17 protein-coding genes are annotated in these 17,163 nt (G+C 56.9%); 10 read left to right on the top strand and 7 right to left on the bottom strand.

Annotated features, from left to right (window positions below; translation table 11 throughout):
- Nucleotides 1–126 precede the first annotated feature (126 nt).
- Complete coding sequence (locus AB5Y84_RS09075) at nucleotides 127–633, bottom strand: GNAT family N-acetyltransferase (RefSeq protein WP_128835595.1); 507 nt, start codon at nucleotides 631–633, stop codon at nucleotides 127–129.
- Between the two features lie 91 nt (nucleotides 634–724).
- The gene (locus AB5Y84_RS09070) at nucleotides 725–1,117 is read right to left on the bottom strand and encodes an NUDIX domain-containing protein (RefSeq protein ID WP_069529935.1); all 393 of its coding nucleotides are present in this window, start codon (nucleotides 1,115–1,117) and stop codon (nucleotides 725–727) included.
- Between the two features lie 338 nt (nucleotides 1,118–1,455).
- Between AB5Y84_RS09070 and AB5Y84_RS09065 the strand changes: the two genes are divergently transcribed.
- Both AB5Y84_RS09065 and AB5Y84_RS09060 read left to right on the top strand, forming a co-directional pair.
- A complete protein-coding gene (locus AB5Y84_RS09065; RefSeq protein ID WP_368176802.1) occupies nucleotides 1,456–2,301 on the top strand; it encodes a DUF5718 family protein in 846 nt (281 codons plus the stop codon).
- Between the two features lie 57 nt (nucleotides 2,302–2,358).
- Nucleotides 2,359–2,799, top strand: a complete 441-nt coding sequence (locus tag AB5Y84_RS09060; protein WP_158112477.1) for an acetyltransferase — start codon at nucleotides 2,359–2,361, stop codon at nucleotides 2,797–2,799.
- 77 nt (nucleotides 2,800–2,876) lie between these two features.
- On the opposite strand, the gene AB5Y84_RS09055 is transcribed toward AB5Y84_RS09060, so the two are convergent.
- Nucleotides 2,877–3,197, bottom strand: coding sequence for a DUF4377 domain-containing protein (locus AB5Y84_RS09055; RefSeq protein WP_129503911.1), 321 nt, complete (start codon nucleotides 3,195–3,197; stop codon nucleotides 2,877–2,879).
- 92 nt (nucleotides 3,198–3,289) lie between these two features.
- Nucleotides 3,290–4,576, bottom strand: a complete 1,287-nt coding sequence (locus AB5Y84_RS09050) for a citrate synthase (RefSeq protein WP_257724985.1) — start codon at nucleotides 4,574–4,576, stop codon at nucleotides 3,290–3,292.
- 442 nt (nucleotides 4,577–5,018) lie between these two features.
- On the opposite strand from AB5Y84_RS09050, the gene sdhC reads away from it, so the two are divergent.
- The 8 genes from sdhC to sucD all read left to right on the top strand — a co-directional run bounded on the left by sdhC (nucleotide 5,019) and on the right by sucD (nucleotide 14,594).
- Nucleotides 5,019–5,396, top strand: coding sequence for a succinate dehydrogenase cytochrome b556 subunit (sdhC, locus tag AB5Y84_RS09045; RefSeq protein WP_005333571.1), 378 nt, complete (start codon nucleotides 5,019–5,021; stop codon nucleotides 5,394–5,396).
- A complete protein-coding gene (gene sdhD, locus AB5Y84_RS09040; RefSeq protein ID WP_005333558.1) occupies nucleotides 5,390–5,734 on the top strand; it encodes a succinate dehydrogenase, hydrophobic membrane anchor protein in 345 nt (114 codons plus the stop codon). The genes sdhC and sdhD overlap by 7 nt, the downstream gene beginning before the upstream one ends.
- Before the next feature lies 1 nt (nucleotide 5,735).
- Nucleotides 5,736–7,502 carry a succinate dehydrogenase flavoprotein subunit gene (sdhA, locus tag AB5Y84_RS09035; RefSeq protein WP_013723668.1) on the top strand — a complete coding sequence of 589 codons (1,767 nt, stop codon included), beginning with the start codon at nucleotides 5,736–5,738 and terminating at the stop codon, nucleotides 7,500–7,502.
- Between the two features lie 16 nt (nucleotides 7,503–7,518).
- Nucleotides 7,519–8,235 (top strand): succinate dehydrogenase iron-sulfur subunit, encoded by a 717-nt coding sequence (locus AB5Y84_RS09030; protein WP_005333549.1) that lies wholly within the window; start codon nucleotides 7,519–7,521, stop codon nucleotides 8,233–8,235.
- Nucleotides 8,236–8,350: 115 nt separating this feature from the next.
- A complete protein-coding gene (gene sucA / locus AB5Y84_RS09025) occupies nucleotides 8,351–11,158 on the top strand; it encodes a 2-oxoglutarate dehydrogenase E1 component (protein ID WP_005333548.1) in 2,808 nt (935 codons plus the stop codon).
- 35 nt (nucleotides 11,159–11,193) lie between these two features.
- Nucleotides 11,194–12,384 (top strand): 2-oxoglutarate dehydrogenase complex dihydrolipoyllysine-residue succinyltransferase, encoded by a 1,191-nt coding sequence (odhB, locus tag AB5Y84_RS09020; RefSeq protein ID WP_005333546.1) that lies wholly within the window; start codon nucleotides 11,194–11,196, stop codon nucleotides 12,382–12,384.
- A gap of 171 nt (nucleotides 12,385–12,555) precedes the next feature.
- Complete coding sequence (gene sucC / locus AB5Y84_RS09015; protein ID WP_005361097.1) at nucleotides 12,556–13,722, top strand: ADP-forming succinate--CoA ligase subunit beta; 1,167 nt, start codon at nucleotides 12,556–12,558, stop codon at nucleotides 13,720–13,722.
- Nucleotides 13,722–14,594: a succinate--CoA ligase subunit alpha gene (sucD, locus tag AB5Y84_RS09010; protein ID WP_005333542.1), complete on the top strand. Its 873-nt coding sequence runs from the start codon at nucleotides 13,722–13,724 to the stop codon at nucleotides 14,592–14,594. Before sucC ends, sucD begins: the two co-directional genes overlap by 1 nt.
- 103 nt (nucleotides 14,595–14,697) lie before the next feature.
- Here sucD and AB5Y84_RS09005 read toward each other — a convergent pair whose 3' ends face one another.
- The 3 genes from AB5Y84_RS09005 to AB5Y84_RS08995 all read right to left on the bottom strand — a co-directional run bounded on the left by AB5Y84_RS09005 (nucleotide 14,698) and on the right by AB5Y84_RS08995 (nucleotide 17,055).
- Nucleotides 14,698–15,405 carry an SLATT domain-containing protein gene (locus AB5Y84_RS09005; RefSeq protein WP_368176801.1) on the bottom strand — a complete coding sequence of 236 codons (708 nt, stop codon included), beginning with the start codon at nucleotides 15,403–15,405 and terminating at the stop codon, nucleotides 14,698–14,700.
- 42 nt (nucleotides 15,406–15,447) lie between these two features.
- Nucleotides 15,448–15,957, bottom strand: a complete 510-nt coding sequence (locus AB5Y84_RS09000) for a hypothetical protein (protein WP_368176800.1) — start codon at nucleotides 15,955–15,957, stop codon at nucleotides 15,448–15,450.
- Between the two features lie 66 nt (nucleotides 15,958–16,023).
- Nucleotides 16,024–17,055 carry an IS630-like element ISAhy2 family transposase gene (locus tag AB5Y84_RS08995; protein WP_001809438.1) on the bottom strand — a complete coding sequence of 344 codons (1,032 nt, stop codon included), beginning with the start codon at nucleotides 17,053–17,055 and terminating at the stop codon, nucleotides 16,024–16,026.
- Nucleotides 17,056–17,163: the final 108 nt, after the last annotated feature.

Here is a 17,163-nt window from a genome sequence, read left to right as displayed (position 1 = left end):
ACAGGCGCAATGACCGTATCATGGCAATCCGTCGCAAGCCATATTGCTGCAACAAACAGTCACGCTGGCAACAAGCAGGGCCGCTTGGTGCGGCCCTGCTGTATTTGGATAAGGGATAGGGGATGGTCAGAGCGGTTTGTAGAAGATGACGGTCGCAGCAAGAGAGCCATCGGCGTTGCGTGCAAAGCTCGGGATCTGGCCCGCCTCCAGATAGCCGAGTTGACGATAGAGGTGGGAGGCCACATCACCGGCGCGAGTATCCAGCACCAGCAGCGAACGGCCCGCGGCATGGGCGCCTTGTTCCATTGCTAGCATCAGCGCACGACCGACACCTTTACCTCTCGCCGTTTGCAGTACCATCAATTTTTCCACTTCGGCCCGGTGGCGACCGTTGGCCTTGCCACAGAGCGCGAGCTGAACCGCTCCCACAATCTGTGGTTGCTCAAGGGCAAGCCACAGCTTTCGGTGACCTGCCGCCAGATCAGCTTCAACTCCTTGCCAGTAGCGGGTAGATTCCTCCGTGGTCAGCGGCGGTAAAAAACCGACCGAGGCGCCGCTATCGACACAATCTTGCAGCAGGGCGATGAGCGCGCTTTGGTAAGTCGCTGCGCTATTAACTTCCACAATATCCATCTGACATCCTTGTCGTTGCGCTGTTATGTGGCTGATTGCCACCGTTGGTTCATATGCGGTAGGTACTTATGCTCGCCGCGAGTACGGCTAGTCAGCGGATCAGCTCCTGCTCAACCAGCCAGGTAAACAGCAGGCGGGAGACGGGGGAGAGCTCATCGAGGTGAGAGCTGTCGAGCCAGCGCAGCTCGGCAATTTCGGCCGAGGCGATTGGGGTGCCGCTAGCTTCGCCGGTGTAGCAGCGCAGTCTCACCTCGACACCTGCCGGTTTGCCATCGGCCTGGGCGTTGAATTCGCAGGCAAAGCGCAGGGTGTCGGGTTGCAGGGTGACAGCCAGCTCCTCCTCAATTTCGCGGATCAGCGCCGCCTCGTCGCTCTCGCCCGGTTCCCGCTTGCCGCCCGGGATGTAATAGATGCCCTTGCCGTGGGAGCGGGCGCAGAGCAGTTGCTGATCTTTAAAGGTGAGCCAGGCGAGTTTGTCGATCATCTGTTTTCTCTCCAATGGGGTTGCCGTGATGAGCAGTGGCGCACTCAAGCGCACAGTTGTTTTGCATGCCGGCAGCCTAACAAAGATGAAGTTGAGTCCCAAGGAGAAAGAGGGGAGATGCCGGAAACGCACTGTTTCCAGCGCGGTGACCGCGTAGCTGAATGAGTGCGCAATGGCTGGTTCACCACAGCCTTCTCGTCCCTAAAAAAGCGGACTGGCGCACACCACGACAGGGCCGGACTGGGCGAAGGCGGGGTCCTTGTGGTTTAATCTTGCCACTTTAGCGGTAGTGGGCGACGAGCCTGCTACCTTGCGTTGGCAAGATGCAGGTGAGCAAGATGCAGATAGCAGCAGAGAGCAAGTTTATTGGACTCGGGGTCGCGGGCAATTTCGCCGGTCATCTGGAGCAGGCGGGTGAAGCGTCGGACTTCGTAGCGGTCGTGGTGCGCGATACCACCGCGCCCAAGGCGCTGTTCCCCTTCTTCGTGCCGGGCCATCCGGGTCAGCTCGGGGTATTCCCGTTGAGCGACAAGGCGATCTTCCTGCCGGAAGCGGCGGTCAGCGGTGACGAGAAGGTGCAGATCGAGCCGGAAGTGGCCCTCTGGTGCGAGCTGGAGTATGCCGGCAAGCAGGTGGTGGCGATCCATCCCCGCGCCTTTGGTGCCTATAACGACTGTTCCATCCGCCGTCCCAACGCCAAGAAGATCAGCGAGAAGAAGAACTGGGGCGAAGCGAGCAAGGGGTTGGCGGCCAACCTGCTGCCGCTTTCCGGTTTTGCCGCCGGTTGCGAGCTCGATGACTATCGTATCGCCTGCTATCTGGAGCGCGATGGCGAGCTGCACGCTTACGGGGTAGACAGCGCCGCCATCGACTACAGCTACTTCCATGGCAAGCTGCTCGACTGGGCTATCGACAAGTTCAATCATCAGCAGGATGAGGGGCCGGCGGAGCACATTCAGGGACTGCTGGCGCAGGCGGGACATCCTCCCCATGCGCTCATCAGTATCGGTGCCACTCGCTATACCCCGTTTGGCGAGACCCACTTCCTCAAACCGGGCGACACTTCCTGCGTGGTGGTCTATCCGGGCAGCCGTTATAGCGAAGCGGATATTCGCGAAGCGATCCGCAGCCGCAACTTTGGCGCTGATATGTCGGTGCTGCTGCAGGCGGTGCAGGCGCGCTAATCACCGTTGCCAGCGGGAAGGTGTCTCTTCCCGCTGGTTATCATATCGAGTTATTTCATGACGATTGTTCCGGTATCCCGAGCCGATTATCCGGCCCTGATCGATCTGTGGGAGGCCTCTGTTCGGGCGACCCACCACTTCCTGCCCGAGGCCGAGATCCTGGCGCTCAAACCGCTTATTCTGGAGCACTACTTCGATGCGGTGACACTGCACAGTGCCCGCACAGAAGAGGGGCAGATTACGGGTTTTAGCGGAGAGTCAGAGGGCAAGCTGGAGATGCTGTTTGTGGCTCCCGGGGCGCGCGGTAGTGGCGTGGGGCGTTTGCTGGTGGCCCATGCCATCACGCAGGGCGGCGCGACGCAGGTTGACGTCAACGAGCAGAACGAACAGGCGGTGGGCTTCTATCTGAAGATGGGATTCACCGTGACGGGTCGTTCGCCGCTGGATGGTCAGGGCAAGCCCTATCCTCTGCTGCATATGGCGTTGGCGCCGACCTGATCGTGCCTGATGAGGCGCAGTACCCATAAACCAACGGGGATGGCATCAGCCATCCCCCGTTTTTTTGATCGTGTTTGTTACTTGCTGGCGACCTTGTTCACCACCTTGATCAGCTGATAGCGCACGGAGGGGGCATCGGCCGGTACATCGGTGAGCTGCTCTTTGCTGACTGTGAGCTGATACCGGTAGCCCGGCTCGAACTGGAAACCTTCGATATTCTGGTAGAACAGCGTCCAGGGCTGCTGCTCATCACTGCGAACCTGCATGCACTGCATCGGGCCAACTCCAACGCAATCGACCAACTGGCTGTTGATATAGAGGGTCTCTTCCTGTGACGGGGCGGGGGCGCTCTGGCAGGCGGTCAGCAGCAAGGCTGCGCTGATAAACAGTGGTTTCATAATGGACTCCTTAACGCGAAAGGGGGCATTAGAGCGGCAAACAAAAAGGCGGTCAATGACCGCCTTTGTAACAAACCATATCAGCGCAGTGGTTAGCGCTGCTCGAGCGGAGTGAACTCGCGCAGCGGGTGGCCCACGTAGAGCTGGCGTGGACGACCAATCTTGCTGTCCGGGTCTGAGTGGAACTCGTTCCAGTGGGCAATCCAGCCGATGGTGCGGGAGATGGCGAAGATCACGGTGAACATGCTCATCGGGATGCCGATCGCCTTCATGATGATGCCGGAGTAGAAGTCCACGTTCGGGTAGAGTTTCTTCTCGACGAAGTAGGGGTCGGAGAGCGCAATACGCTCCAGCTCCATGGCTACGTCCAGCAGCGGATCCTTGATCTGCAGCTCGGTCAGTACTTCGTGGCAGGTTTCGCGCATCACAGTGGCACGAGGGTCGTGGTTCTTGTAGACGCGGTGACCAAAGCCCATCAGACGGAACGGATCATTCTTGTCCTTGGCCTTGGCGATGTACTCGGGGATGCGATCCACCGAGCCGATCTCTTCCAGCATGCGCAGGCAGGCTTCGTTGGCACCACCGTGGGCCGGTCCCCACAGGGAGGCGATCCCCGCGGCGATACAGGCGAACGGGTTGGCACCGGAGGATCCAGCCAGACGAACGGTGGAGGTGGAGGCGTTCTGCTCGTGATCCGCATGGAGGGTAAAGATACGATCCATGGCGCGTTCAACGATGGGATTGATCTTGTACTCTTCGGTCGGCACGCCAAACATCATGTGCAGGAAGTTACCGGCATAGGAGAGGGCGTTACGCGGCTGCATGAACGGCTGGCCGATGGAGTACTTGTAACACATGGCTGCCAGAGTCGGCATCTTGGAGAGCAGACGGAAGGCACAGATCTCGCGATGCTGCTCGTTGTTGATGTCGAGGGCATCGTGATAGAAGGCGGAGAGGGCGCTGACCACACCGCACATGATGGCCATGGGGTGGGAGTCACGACGGAAGCCGCGGAAGAAGAAGGCTATCTGCTCGTGCACCATGGTGTGGCGAGTGACCAGGCGTTCGAATTCGGCATATTGGGCCTTGGTCGGCGCTTCGCCGTACAGCAGGATATAGCAGACTTCCAGATAGGTGGCCTGGGTGGCCAACTGGGCGATGGGGTAACCACGGTGCAGCAAGACACCCTGATCCCCGTCAATGTAGGTAATGGCAGATTTGCAAGAACCGGTGGCCATAAAACCGGGGTCAAAGGTGAAATACCCCTGTGATCCCAATTTTCTGACATCGATGACATCCGGGCCGATGGTGCCGGAGAGGATCGGCAGTTCGACCGGATCTTTTCCGGGCAGGTGTAGGGTGGCTATCTTATCAGCCATAGCACGTCTCCTTTGCTCTTTATAATTTGGTTCCAGTCCTACTCTATTACGACTTTTATGACGCTGGCAAAGGTTGTTACCCATACCGAAGTGGCTGGAGCGCCTTATTTGAAACAGAGTTCCTTATCAATGTCAATTTTGCTGGAACCCCATTAATGGCATTAATGAAATGTTAAATTAAATATGCGATCGAGTTTGCGGTTTTGTGTTTTCTTTGTAGCTAATTGATTGTCTTCGGTTAAGGCCGCCGATATACTGCGCCACGTGGGTCATGGCTGCGGGTGTTTGAAACGCTTTGGCAAAGCCTGATGTGAAACCGAAAACTCGCGTTTTGGCTTTTTCAGAGTGTTTTGGTAACAAAAAACCAACAATCACCATTCCGTGCCCTCAAGTGTGAGTTAAAACAATAACTAACGTGCTCAATGGAGCTGAGTGGGCAAGCGTGAAAAACAAACAGAGACCGGTCAACCTCGACCTACAGACGATCAGCTTTCCTGTCACTGCCATTGCATCCATCCTGCACCGTGTTTCAGGGGTCATTACCTTTGTTGCACTGGGCATCTTGCTGTGGATGCTTGGTACTTCACTCGCCTCTCCCGAAGGGTTTGAAACCGTGGTTGCCATCATGGACAACTTCCTGGTCAAACTCGTGCTGTGGGGGATCCTGACTGCGCTGGCATACCACATTGTGGGCGGCTTGCGTCATCTGGTCATGGATATGGGCTATTGGGAAGAGCTGGAATCCGGCAATCAGAGCGCCCGCGTGGCCTTCGTGATCACCGCGATCCTGGCTGTATTGGCGGGAGTGCTTGTATGGTAACCAATTCTGCAACCTTCGGGCGCAGCGGTGTTCACGATTACATCCTGATCCGCGCCACCGCCCTCATCATGACCTGTTATGTCCTCTATCTGGTGGGCTTTGTCGCGTTCAACGACATCACCTACGAGGTGTGGGCAGGCTTCTTCGCCAAAACATTCACCAAGGTATTCACCCTGTTGACCCTGCTCTGCGTACTGATCCACGCCTGGATTGGTCTGTGGCAGGTGCTGACTGACTATATCAAGCCGGTAGGGCTGCGCGGGGCGCTGCAATTTGCCCTGGTCGTGGTGCTGTTTGTCTATCTGATGACGGGTTTCGTCGTGCTGTGGGGTGTGTAAGGTGACTATTCCAACTCGTGAATTTGATGCGGTGGTGATTGGTGCCGGTGGTGCCGGTATGCGCGCCGCGCTGCAGATTGCCCAGTCCGGCAAGAGCTGCGCTCTGTTGTCCAAGGTTTTTCCAACCCGTTCTCACACTGTCTCCGCCCAGGGCGGGATCACGGTTGCGCTGGGCAATGCCCACGACGACAACTGGCAGTGGCATATGTATGACACGGTAAAAGGTTCCGATTACATCGGTGATCAGGAAGCCATCGAGTACATGTGCAAAACCGGTCCCGAGGCTATCTATGAGCTGGAGAACATGGGGCTGCCCTTCTCCCGTTTCGATAACGGGTCTGTCTACCAGCGTCCGTTTGGTGGTCAGTCCAAGAATTTCGGTGGCGAGCAGGCTGCTCGTACCGCAGCGGCCGCCGACCGTACCGGTCACGCCCTGTTGCACACCCTCTATCAGCAGAACGTCAAGAACAAGACCACCGTCTTCTCCGAGTGGTATGCGCTGGATCTGGTGAAAAACCAGGATGGCCACGTGGTGGGTTGTACCGCCATCGATATGGAGAGCGGTGAAGTGGTCTACTTCAAGGCCAAGGCCACCGTGCTGGCGACTGGCGGTGCCGGTCGTATCTACCAGTCCACCACCAACGCCCACATCAACACAGGTGACGGCGTCGGCATGGCGCTGCGTGCCGGCGTCGGCGTGCAGGACATGGAGATGTGGCAGTTCCACCCGACCGGCATCGCCGGGGCTGGGGTGCTGGTAACCGAAGGCTGCCGTGGTGAAGGTGGCTATCTGCTCAATAAAGATGGCGAGCGCTTCATGGAGCGTTACGCGCCAAACGCCAAGGACTTGGCCGGTCGTGACGTGGTGGCCCGCTCCATCATGATCGAGATCCGTGAAGGCCGTGGCTGCGACGGTCCCTGGGGCCCGCACATCAAGCTCAAGCTGGATCACCTCGGCAAAGAGGTGCTGGAATCCCGTCTGCCGGGGATCTGCGAGCTCTCTCGCACCTTCGCCCACGTGGATCCGGTCAAAGAGCCGATCCCGATCATCCCGACCTGCCACTACATGATGGGTGGCGTGCCGACCAACGTGAATGGCCAGTGCCTGACCCAGGACAAGAACGGCAACGATGTGCCGGTGGTCGGTCTGTTTGCGGTGGGCGAGATTGCCTGCGTCTCCGTGCACGGCGCCAACCGTCTGGGTGGCAACTCCCTGCTGGATCTGGTGGTGTTCGGCCGCGCGGCCGGCATGCATCTGGTCAACACTCTGGGCGAGATGGAGCACGGTCGTGATGCTTCCGAGTCGGATCTGGATGCCGCACTGGCACGCTTCAACCGCTGGGAAAATTGCCGTGACGGGGAAGACCCGGTGCAGATCCGCAAAGACCTGCAGCGCTGCATGCAGAACAACTTCTCCGTATTCCGCGAAGGTGCGGCGATGGCAGAGGGGCTGGCCGAGCTCAAGGTTATCCGCGAGCGCCTCAAGTCAGCCCGTCTGGATGACACCTCCAAAGAGTTCAACACCCAGCGCATCGAGTGCCTGGAGCTGGACAACCTGATGGAGACGGCGTTTGCCACGGCGGTTGCCGCCAACTTCCGTACCGAGAGTCGCGGTGCTCACTGCCGCTTCGACTTCCCGGATCGCGACGATGAGAACTGGCTGTGCCACAGCCTCTATCATCCGGACACCGAGTCCATGACCCGTCGCGCTGTCAACATGTCACCCAAGACCCGTGAGGCGTTCCCGCCCAAGGTCCGGACTTACTGATTGCGGAGCCAGCCCTATGAACGTCACATTCTCTGTCTACAGATACAATCCGGATGTTGATAACGTCCCCCATATGAAGGAATATCGTCTTGATATTCCTGAAGGTTCCGACATGATGGTGCTCGACGCACTGATCCAGTTGAAAGAGCTGGATCCCACTCTCGCCTTCCGCCGCTCTTGCCGCGAAGGGGTCTGTGGATCAGACGGTCTCAACATGAATGGCAAGAACGGTCTTGCCTGTATCACCCCGCTCTCCGACCTGCTGAAGAAGGGCAATAACGTCGTTATCCGCCCCTTGCCCGGCCTGCCGGTGATCCGCGATCTGGTGATCGACATGACCCAGTTCTACACCCAGTGGGAGAAGGTCAAACCCTTCCTCATCAATGATGACAAGTTGCCGCCGGTGCGTGAGCACCTGCAATCCCCCGAAGAGCGCGCCAAGCTTGACGGCCTGTACGAGTGCATTCTCTGTGCCTGCTGCTCCACTTCGTGCCCCTCCTTCTGGTGGAATCCCGACAAGTTCATCGGTCCGGCCGGGCTGCTCGCCGCCTACCGCTGGCTGGCTGACAGCCGCGACACCGCGACCACCGAACGACTGGGGAATCTGGACGACGCATTCAGCGTGTTCCGCTGCCATGGCATCATGAACTGCGTGAACGTCTGTCCGAAAGGCTTGAACCCGACCAAGGCGATTGGTCAGATCAAGTCGATGTTGCTCAATCGGGCTGTTTAGTATCAGGGCCGGCCACGTGCTGGCCCGACCTCTGGATAGCCATCCCACCCGTGGCAGGATGGCTATTTGACCCCTACAAGCTGCGCAGCAGTAACAAGAAGTACAAGGGATAGAAATGCATAACGGCGTGATGAAGGCCTGGTTGGAGTCATCTCACCTGGCTGGTGCGAATGCAAGCTATATCGAGGATTTGTACGAATCCTTCCTGGAAAATCCTGACTCCGTGTCCGACGAGTGGCGCAGCCTGTTTAGCGAGCTGCCCCAGGTCAATGGCCATGCGGTTGAACAACCCCACTCCCAGGTCCGCGATTATTTCCGTCGTCTGGCCAAGGATCCCTCTCGCTACAGTGCCCCCGTCTCCGATCCGCAAGTGGATGCCAAGCAGGTGCGGGTATTGCAGCTGATCAACGCCTTCCGTTTCCGTGGTCACCAGAATGCCAATCTGGACCCGCTGGGCCTGTGGCAGCGTGAAACCGTTGCCGAACTGGATCCTGCGTTCCACAACCTGCAGGGCGCAGATATGGAGGCCACCTTCAATGTGGGCTCCTACGCCATCGGTCGCGAGACCATGGTGCTCTCCGACCTCTACGCCTCGCTGAAGAAGACCTATTGCGGCAGCATAGGCGCCGACTACATGCACCTTACCTCCACGGAAGAGAAGCGCTGGCTGCAACAGCGTCTCGAATCCATTGAAGGGAAGGGGAGCTACACCCTCGAAGAGAAGACCCGTTTCCTCGAGAGCCTGACCGCCGCCGAAGGGCTGGAGAAATATCTGGGTGCCAAGTTCCCGGGAGCCAAGCGCTTTTCCCTGGAAGGTGGCGACGCCATGATCCCCATGCTCAAGGAGTTGATCCGTCGCGCCGGTGAGCAGGGCTGCAAAGAGGCCGTTATCGGTATGGCCCACCGCGGTCGTCTCAACGTGCTGATCAACGTGCTGGGCAAGCGAGCTCAGGATCTGTTTGACGAGTTTGCCGGCAAGCATGGCGAATCCTGGGGCACCGGTGATGTGAAGTACCATATGGGCTTCTCCTCCGACTTCGCCACCCCGGGTGGCAACGTCCACCTTGCGCTGGCGTTCAACCCCTCTCACCTCGAGATCGTCAACCCTGTGGTCATCGGCTCGGTCCGTGCCCGGATGGATCGTCGCGGTGACAAGGATGGCTCCAGCGTGTTGCCCATCACCATTCACGGTGACTCGGCCATGGCCGGTCAGGGCGTGGTGGCCGAGACCTTCAACATGTCCCAGACCCGCGCCTATGGTGTCGGCGGGACGGTGCGCATCGTCATCAACAACCAGGTTGGTTTCACCACCTCCTATATCCGTGACCTGCGTTCCACAGAATATTGCACCGACATCGCCAAGGCGGTGCAGGCGCCGGTGCTGCACGTCAACGGGGATGATCCGGAAGCCGTGGTGCTGGTGACCCAGATTGCACTGGATTACCGCAACACCTTCAAACGCGACGTGGTGATCGAGCTGGTCTGCTACCGTCGTCACGGTCACAACGAAGCGGACGAGCCGAGCGCTACCCAGCCGCTGATGTACCAGAAGATCAAACAGCACCCGACACCGCGCAAGATCTACGCCGATCAGCTGGTGGCCGAGGGGAGCCTCGCTCAGGAGCGGGCGACCGAACTGGTCAACGAGTATCGCGAAGCGCTGGATCGCGGCGAGCGCGTAAGCAAAGAGTGGCGGCCGATGGAGCTGCACTCCGTCGACTGGACGCCGTATCTGGGCCACGACTGGAACATGGCCTATGAGAGTGCCGTGCCGATGGATCACCTCAAGAGCCTCGGCGAGCGGGTGAGCCAGTATCCGGCGACCCACGTGCTGCAGCGTCAGGTCGAGAAAATTTATGAAGACCGCCGTCTGATGGCCGCTGGCGAGAAGCTGGTGGATTGGGGCTTTGCCGAGACCCTGGCCTACGCCACTCTGGTGGACAAGGGGTCCCGCATCCGCTTTACCGGTGAAGATTCCGGCCGTGGCACCTTCTTCCACCGCCACGCCGTGCTGCACAGCCAGACCGATGCCAGCACCTACACTCCGCTGTGCAACCTGCACGACGAGCAAGGCCCGTTCGAGGTATATGACTCTGTGCTGACCGAGAACGCGGTACTGGCCTTTGAATATGGTTACGCCAGCGCCGAGCCGGCTGGCCTCACCATCTGGGAAGCCCAGTTCGGCGATTTCGCCAACTGTGCCCAGGTAGTGGTGGATCAGTTCCTCTCCTCTGGTGAGCAGAAGTGGGGCCGGATGTGCGGCCTGACCATGTTGCTGCCGCACGGTTACGAGGGGCAGGGGCCGGAGCACTCCTCCGCCCGTCTGGAGCGTTATCTGCAGATGTGCGCCCAGCACAACATGCAGGTGTGCGTGCCCTCAACCCCGGCGCAGGTGTTCCATATGCTGCGTCGTCAGGTTGTGCGCCCGATGCGCCGTCCGCTCATCGTCATGACGCCCAAATCCCTGCTGCGCCATCCGCTGGCGGTGAGCAAGCTTGAAGAGCTGGCGGAAGGTACCTTCCAGAACGCCATCGGCGAGATCGATGCGCTGGATCCGAAAGCGGTCAAGAGGGTGGTCTTCTGCTCCGGCAAGGTCTACTACGACCTGCTCGATGCCCGTCGCAAGGCCGAGCAGCAAGATGTGGCACTGGTGCGAATTGAGCAGCTCTACCCCTTTCCGGAAGAGGAAGTGCGCGCCATTCTGGCCGATTACAGCCACGTCACCGACTTTGTCTGGTGTCAGGAAGAGCCGCAGAACCAGGGCGCCTGGTACTGCACCCGTCACCACTACGATGGCGTGCTGCCAGCCGGAGCCACCCTGCGTTATGCCGGTCGCCCTGCGTCAGCCTCACCGGCCGTCGGTTACATGTCTGTCCACGCCAAGCAGCAAAAAGCCTTGGTGGAAGATGCCCTTACCCTGTAAAGCCTCTGGCATAGAAGTAAAAAGGAACTGATTGGATGACTATCGAAATCAAGGTACCGGATCTGCCGGAATCAGTGGCCGATGCCACAATCGCCACCTGGCACAAAAAACCGGGCGATCTGGTCGCCCGTGACGAAGTGCTGGTCGACATCGAGACCGACAAGGTGGTGCTGGAAGTGCCGGCACCGCAAGCCGGTGTGCTGGGGGATATTCTGCAAGGGGAAGGGGCGACCGTGTTGTCCCGTCAGCTGATTGCCATCCTCACCGCCGCCCCGGTGGCCGGTGAAGAGACCAAAGAGAAACCCGCTGAAGCGGTGGCCGATGATGGTGCCGATGGCTTGAGCCCCTCGGTGCGCCGCCTGATTGGCGAGCACGACATCGATGTGACCAAGCTGACCGGTACCGGCAAGGGTGGTCGCATCACCAAGGATGATGTGGAAGCCTTCATCAAGGCCAAGAGCCAGCCTGCGGCAGCCGCACCGGTCGCAACTGCAGCCCCGGCAGCCAAGGTTGCCCCGCTGGGTGGCCGCACCGACAAGCGGGTACCGATGACCCGTCTGCGCAAGCGCATTGCCGAGCGTCTGCTGGAAGCGAAAAACACCACCGCCATGCTGACCACCTTCAACGAGGTCAACATGAAGCCCATCATGGATCTGCGCAAGCAGTACGGCGAGATCTTCGAGAAGAAGCACGGCATCAAGCTCGGCTTTATGTCCTTCTACGTGAAGGCGGTGGTGGAGTCCCTCAAGCGCTATCCGGAAGTGAACGCGGCGCTCGATGGTGATGACGTGGTTTACCACAACTACTTCGACGTCAGCATCGCCGTCTCTACCCCCCGTGGTCTGGTGACGCCGGTGCTGCGCGACTGCGACAACATGAGCCTGGCGGACATCGAGAAGGCCATCAAGGATCTGGCGGGCAAGGGCCGTGACGGCAAGCTGACCGTGGATGAACTGACTGGCGGCAACTTCACCATCACCAACGGTGGCGTGTTCGGCTCCCTGATGTCCACCCCGATCATCAACCCGCCCCAGAGCGCCATTCTGGGCATGCACAAGATCCAGGATCGCCCGATGGCCGTTGACGGCAAGGTCGAGATCCTGCCGATGATGTATCTGGCGCTCTCCTACGATCACCGTCTCATCGACGGACGCGAATCGGTAGGCTTCCTGGTCTCCGTCAAGGAGCTGCTGGAAGACCCGACCCGTCTGTTACTGGACGTCTAAGCCTGTGGCACCCGGGCAAGGGGTTTGCGCCCCGAGCTGAGTGTGCTGCTGGACGTTTGAGTAATACCCGAGCGATTGAAAGATAACGAGGGGCCGCCCAGGCCCCCATTCACAGGGGATTGAGAAACACCAGCCCCGGACGGAAATACCTACAACACGGATAGAGCATCTATGAATCTGCATGAATATCAGGCAAAACAGCTGTTTGCCGAGTATGGCCTGCCGGTCTCCGAAGGTTATGCCTGTGCTACCCCACAAGAAGCGGCCGAAGCGGCCGACAAGATTGGCGGCAATACCTGGGTCGTCAAATGCCAGGTACACGCCGGTGGCCGCGGTAAAGCGGGCGGCGTGAAAGTGGCCAAGAGCAAGGATGAGATCCGTGCTTTTGCCCAAAACTGGCTTGGCAAAAATCTGGTGACCTACCAGACCGACGCCAACGGCCAGCCGGTCACCAAGATCCTGGTGGAATCTTGCACCGACATCGCCAAAGAGCTCTACCTGGGCGCCGTGGTTGACCGTGGCTCTCGCCGCGTGGTCTTCATGGCCTCGACCGAAGGTGGCGTGGATATCGAGAAGATCGCCCACGAAACCCCCCATCTGATCCACAAGGCGGCCATCGATCCGCTGGTGGGTCCGCAGGCTTATCAGGCCCGCGAATTGGCCTTCAAACTGGGTCTGGTCGGCGATCAGATCAAACAGTTCACCAAGATCTTCATGGGTCTGGGCCAGATGTTCCTGGATTGCGATTTCGCGCTGCTGGAGATCAACCCGCTGGTGATCACCGCGCAGGGCAACCTGCACTGCCTGGATGGCAAGATCAACATCGACGCCAACGCATTGTATCGTCAGCCCAAGCTGCGCGAGATGCACGACCCGTCACAAGATGACCCCCGCGAAGCGCACGCCGCCCAGTGGGAGCTCAACTATGTGGCCCTCGATGGCAACATCGGCTGCATGGTCAACGGCGCGGGTCTGGCCATGGGCACCATGGACATCGTCAACCTGCACGGCGGCAAGCCGGCCAACTTCCTTGACGTCGGCGGCGGCGCCACCAAGGAGCGCGTAACCGAGGCGTTCAAGATCATCCTCTCCGACAGCAACGTCAAAGCGGTGCTGGTCAACATCTTTGGCGGCATCGTGCGTTGCGACATGATTGCGGAAGGCATTATCGGTGCTGTCAAGGAAGTGGGGGTCAAGGTGCCCGTCGTGGTCCGTCTGGAAGGCAACAACGCCGAGCTGGGTGGTATCAAGCTGGCCGAGAGCGGCCTCAACATCATTGCGGCCAAGAGTCTGACCGATGCCGCGCAGCAAGTCGTCAAAGCAGCGGAGGCCAACTGATGAGCGTACTGATCAACAAGGACACCCGAGTCATCTGCCAGGGCTTTACCGGCGGTCAGGGTACTTTCCACTCCGAGCAGGCGCTCTCTTACGGCACCCAGCTGGTGGGCGGCGTCTCCCCGGGTAAGGGCGGCACCACCCATCTGGGCCTGCCGGTGTTCAACACCGTACGTGACGCGGTCGAAGCGACCGGCGCTACTGCCTCCGTCATCTATGTGCCGGCGCCGTTTTGCAAGGATGCCATCCTGGAAGCGATCGACGCGGGCATCAAGCTGATTGTCACCATCACCGAAGGCATCCCGACGCTGGATATGCTGGATGTCAAAGTGAAGCTGCAAGAGACCGGCGTGCGGATGATCGGCCCCAACTGCCCGGGCGTGATCACCCCGGGTGAGTGCAAGATCGGCATCATGCCGGGCCACATCCACAAGCCGGGCAAGGTGGGTATCGTCTCCCGCTCCGGCACCCTGACCTACGAAGCGGTCAAGCAGACCACTGACGAGGGCTTTGGCCAGTCCACCTGCGTTGGTATCGGTGGCGACCCCATCCCGGGCTCCAACTTTATCGACATTCTGGAGATGTTCCAGAACGATCCGCAGACCGAAGCGATCGTGATGATCGGCGAGATCGGCGGCAACGCCGAGGAAGATGCGGCCGCCTATATCAAGGCCCACGTCACCAAGCCGGTGGTCTCCTATATCGCGGGTGTTACTGCCCCTCCCGGCAAGCGGATGGGCCACGCTGGCGCCATCATCTCCGGTGGCAAGGGTACTGCCGCCGAGAAGTTTGCCGCGCTGGAAGATGCTGGCGTGAAAACCGTCCGCTCCCTGGCCGATATCGGCAAGGCCCTGCGCGAAGTAACCGGCTGGTAATTCCTGTTAGCCCGTTATCTCTAATAAAAGTGCCGCCCAATGGGCGGCTTTTTTATATATGGTGTTCTGCATGTTTTTAGCACGTAAATAGAGGCTGGATATTTTAATGAATCGGTTTGTTTATTATATCAACACCATTCAAGTATGTGGTGAACACGCTTGTAGCTCCAACCATATCTGTAATAAATGCAACCTCAAATAATAATAATACAGCTGGTAATGCTAATGGGATTGATGTTTGAAGTAAGGCGAAAAGCCATACCTGTAAACGTTTCAATCCAGTGATTTTGTAATCCCGAGTCATTTCAAGCATTGCAAACTTGTAATCGCTAGAAATATGATTTTCGGTATCTGTTGCAATGTCAGAATATCTATCTTGAAATATCCTTAACTTGGAGTCTTGGATTGTCTTATTTTCGTCTATTTCTAGGTCAATAGCTCTAATTAACTCTTTTAGTTTATCTCCACATTCGGTTAGCTTTTCTGCTCTGACATCATATCTAGCAGTTGCAATTACTACAGAGTAAACGAGGATTGATACTGCTAAAAAGATCTGCATCATCCCAAGTACGTTCGCATTGTAAGCAAGCTTTACTCCTGAATTTTGCATTAACGGTATGAATATTAAACCTAGAGATAGAATAGTTGTGGTGAAAAAAGAAAACCGAGTTTGCCTTTGCAATCTACTCGCCGCGAAGTAGCGGCATTTTGCTGTCGCACGCATACTCATTTTAAGTTTTTCAATTGCATTCTTCTCTTTTCTCTCGTTTATTTTTAGGCCGAATAGCCAAATCAGAAAATCTTTTATCATGTCTAAAATTTCTATGCAATGAAAGTTTATTTATTTTATAGTTTAATCTTTTATCAACGGTAATGGTAGCTTAATTGATAAACTATCCGCTTGTGTCTGGAGTCTCTTATTTAAAATCTGATAGTCTGCTTTTGATGTCATAGATGCCCAGTCTGCTTTATATTTTTTAAGTTCTATTTCTGTAATATGTGGAGATAAAACCATTAGTCTTTGATTAAATGAGGCATTCAATTGCATATCGGTGTAAATGTAAGAGGCAATAAATGTGGCAGAAATAACACCGAAAAACAAAGCGCCCCACCAAATCCAAGGTGTTGTAATAGAGACTGCATTTTCTATTTTATGTGTTTTGTCTTTGTTTGACTTTTCATTTATCCAATAAGCTAGTTTTTTAGATGAAGAAAGCACAAATGGTATGTATACACCGACAGTGGCAAATGTTGCAACAACCCAGTCACGTTCTCCCAAAGCTGCATTTTTATACATTTTGTCAACAAGTGCGTTCAGATAGTCATTGCTGGTGGAGGAAATTACCTCCCAAATATATGTCATTATAGGTTGGATTAAAGCTATAAAAATAACTGAGGCGACAATGCTAAATAACTGATCCCAATAGTGCTACACCTTCGCTGTGCCATAGCCATTCCCCGGGAAAGGAGACACGGTATCCATGAAGTGTTTCACTCGGGCCAGCAGGTTTGCCATCCCTCTGCATTGATGATTGCGCGTGATGGTTTCATGTAACTTGTGCCATAGCCGTTCTATGTGATTAACCCAAGGGCTGTAAACTGGCTGGAACACCAGGCAGAACTTGGGATTCTTCTTCAACCATCGCTCGGTCTGTTTGCTTTTGTGAATGATGTAGTTATCGAGGATCAACGTGATGGTTTTGGCTCGTCGGTAGTGGTGGCGCAGCTTTTCCAGCATGGCAATAAACAGCGATGAGTTTTTCTTGATCCCGCTGACGTAAAGTACCCTTCCGTTGCCTGCGTGGAGAACGCCTGCCAGATAATGCTTGGCATTCTGCCCCGGTGTGACAACCCGCTTTTGCTGCGCTCTGAACATCCAGTCGGCTCCTAATTTGGGATTGAGGTCTATATCGACTTCATCCTCATAAAACACCGGATTATCGGCATCACAGCGGGCCAGCGCGGCGTCGATATTCGCCATTTTTTCCTGATAGGCTGGGTCTTTTATCCGCAAGGTCGGCACGGGCCTGCGCCAGACAATGCCCATACGAGGTAACCATCGGCGGAGCGTGGAGGCTGCCACATTGAGCCCTGTTAACCGATTGATTTTTATAGCCAATAGTTCAGTACACCAACGGCTGCGCTGATAACCAAAATCTTGCGGAGAAAACTGCATGAGCAGCACCAGTAAGGTGACAATCTTGGCGATAGGTAAGACTGGGGCACGGCCAGCCGGTAAGGCTTCTAGCGCATCTATGCCTTCATCTCGATACCACCGAAGCCAACGACCGATGGTCGAGCGCGCAGCGCCGGTAAGGTGATGAACATCGGTGATCGTGCGTCCTTCATGTAACAGCAAGATGGCCATCAAGCGACGAGCATGTCCTTTATCACGGGTGGCATGGATGATTTTGTGAATGCGGCGCCGTTGTGGTCGTGGCAGAGGTGGTAGGATAGGCATCAACTCAGTCCTTTGGGTGTGGCTTGTTTTGTTTAGCGACTAATCAGATCGCACAAACTGGACTGAGTTCCCTTCCTCCGGTGATCTACTATTCGGAACAGCTATTTA

This window comes from Aeromonas sp. s11 (genome assembly GCF_040907945.1).
GTDB lineage: Bacteria > Pseudomonadota > Gammaproteobacteria > Enterobacterales > Aeromonadaceae > Aeromonas > Aeromonas veronii.
This window is presented reverse-complemented; position numbering and strand designations above follow the sequence as displayed.

Excerpts from the sequence above, each read along its gene's own strand:
- AB5Y84_RS09060 (WP_158112477.1), top strand. The coding sequence starts at position 2,359 with ATGACGATTGTTCCGGTATCCCGAGCCGATTATCCGGCCCTGATCGAT.
- AB5Y84_RS08995 (WP_001809438.1), bottom strand. The coding sequence starts at position 17,055 with ATGCCTATCCTACCACCTCTGCCACGACCACAACGGCGCCGCATTCAC.
- AB5Y84_RS09055 (WP_129503911.1), bottom strand. The coding sequence starts at position 3,197 with ATGAAACCACTGTTTATCAGCGCAGCCTTGCTGCTGACCGCCTGCCAG.
- sucA (WP_005333548.1), top strand. The coding sequence starts at position 8,351 with ATGCATAACGGCGTGATGAAGGCCTGGTTGGAGTCATCTCACCTGGCT.
- AB5Y84_RS09050 (WP_257724985.1), bottom strand. The coding sequence starts at position 4,576 with ATGGCTGATAAGATAGCCACCCTACACCTGCCCGGAAAAGATCCGGTC.
- odhB (WP_005333546.1), top strand. The coding sequence starts at position 11,194 with ATGACTATCGAAATCAAGGTACCGGATCTGCCGGAATCAGTGGCCGAT.
- AB5Y84_RS09005 (WP_368176801.1), bottom strand. The coding sequence starts at position 15,405 with ATGATAAAAGATTTTCTGATTTGGCTATTCGGCCTAAAAATAAACGAG.
- AB5Y84_RS09000 (WP_368176800.1), bottom strand. The coding sequence starts at position 15,957 with ATGACATATATTTGGGAGGTAATTTCCTCCACCAGCAATGACTATCTG.
- AB5Y84_RS09075 (WP_128835595.1), bottom strand. The coding sequence starts at position 633 with ATGGATATTGTGGAAGTTAATAGCGCAGCGACTTACCAAAGCGCGCTC.
- sdhD (WP_005333558.1), top strand. The coding sequence starts at position 5,390 with ATGGTAACCAATTCTGCAACCTTCGGGCGCAGCGGTGTTCACGATTAC.
- AB5Y84_RS09070 (WP_069529935.1), bottom strand. The coding sequence starts at position 1,117 with ATGATCGACAAACTCGCCTGGCTCACCTTTAAAGATCAGCAACTGCTC.
- AB5Y84_RS09065 (WP_368176802.1), top strand. The coding sequence starts at position 1,456 with ATGCAGATAGCAGCAGAGAGCAAGTTTATTGGACTCGGGGTCGCGGGC.
- sucD (WP_005333542.1), top strand. The coding sequence starts at position 13,722 with ATGAGCGTACTGATCAACAAGGACACCCGAGTCATCTGCCAGGGCTTT.
- AB5Y84_RS09030 (WP_005333549.1), top strand. The coding sequence starts at position 7,519 with ATGAACGTCACATTCTCTGTCTACAGATACAATCCGGATGTTGATAAC.
- sucC (WP_005361097.1), top strand. The coding sequence starts at position 12,556 with ATGAATCTGCATGAATATCAGGCAAAACAGCTGTTTGCCGAGTATGGC.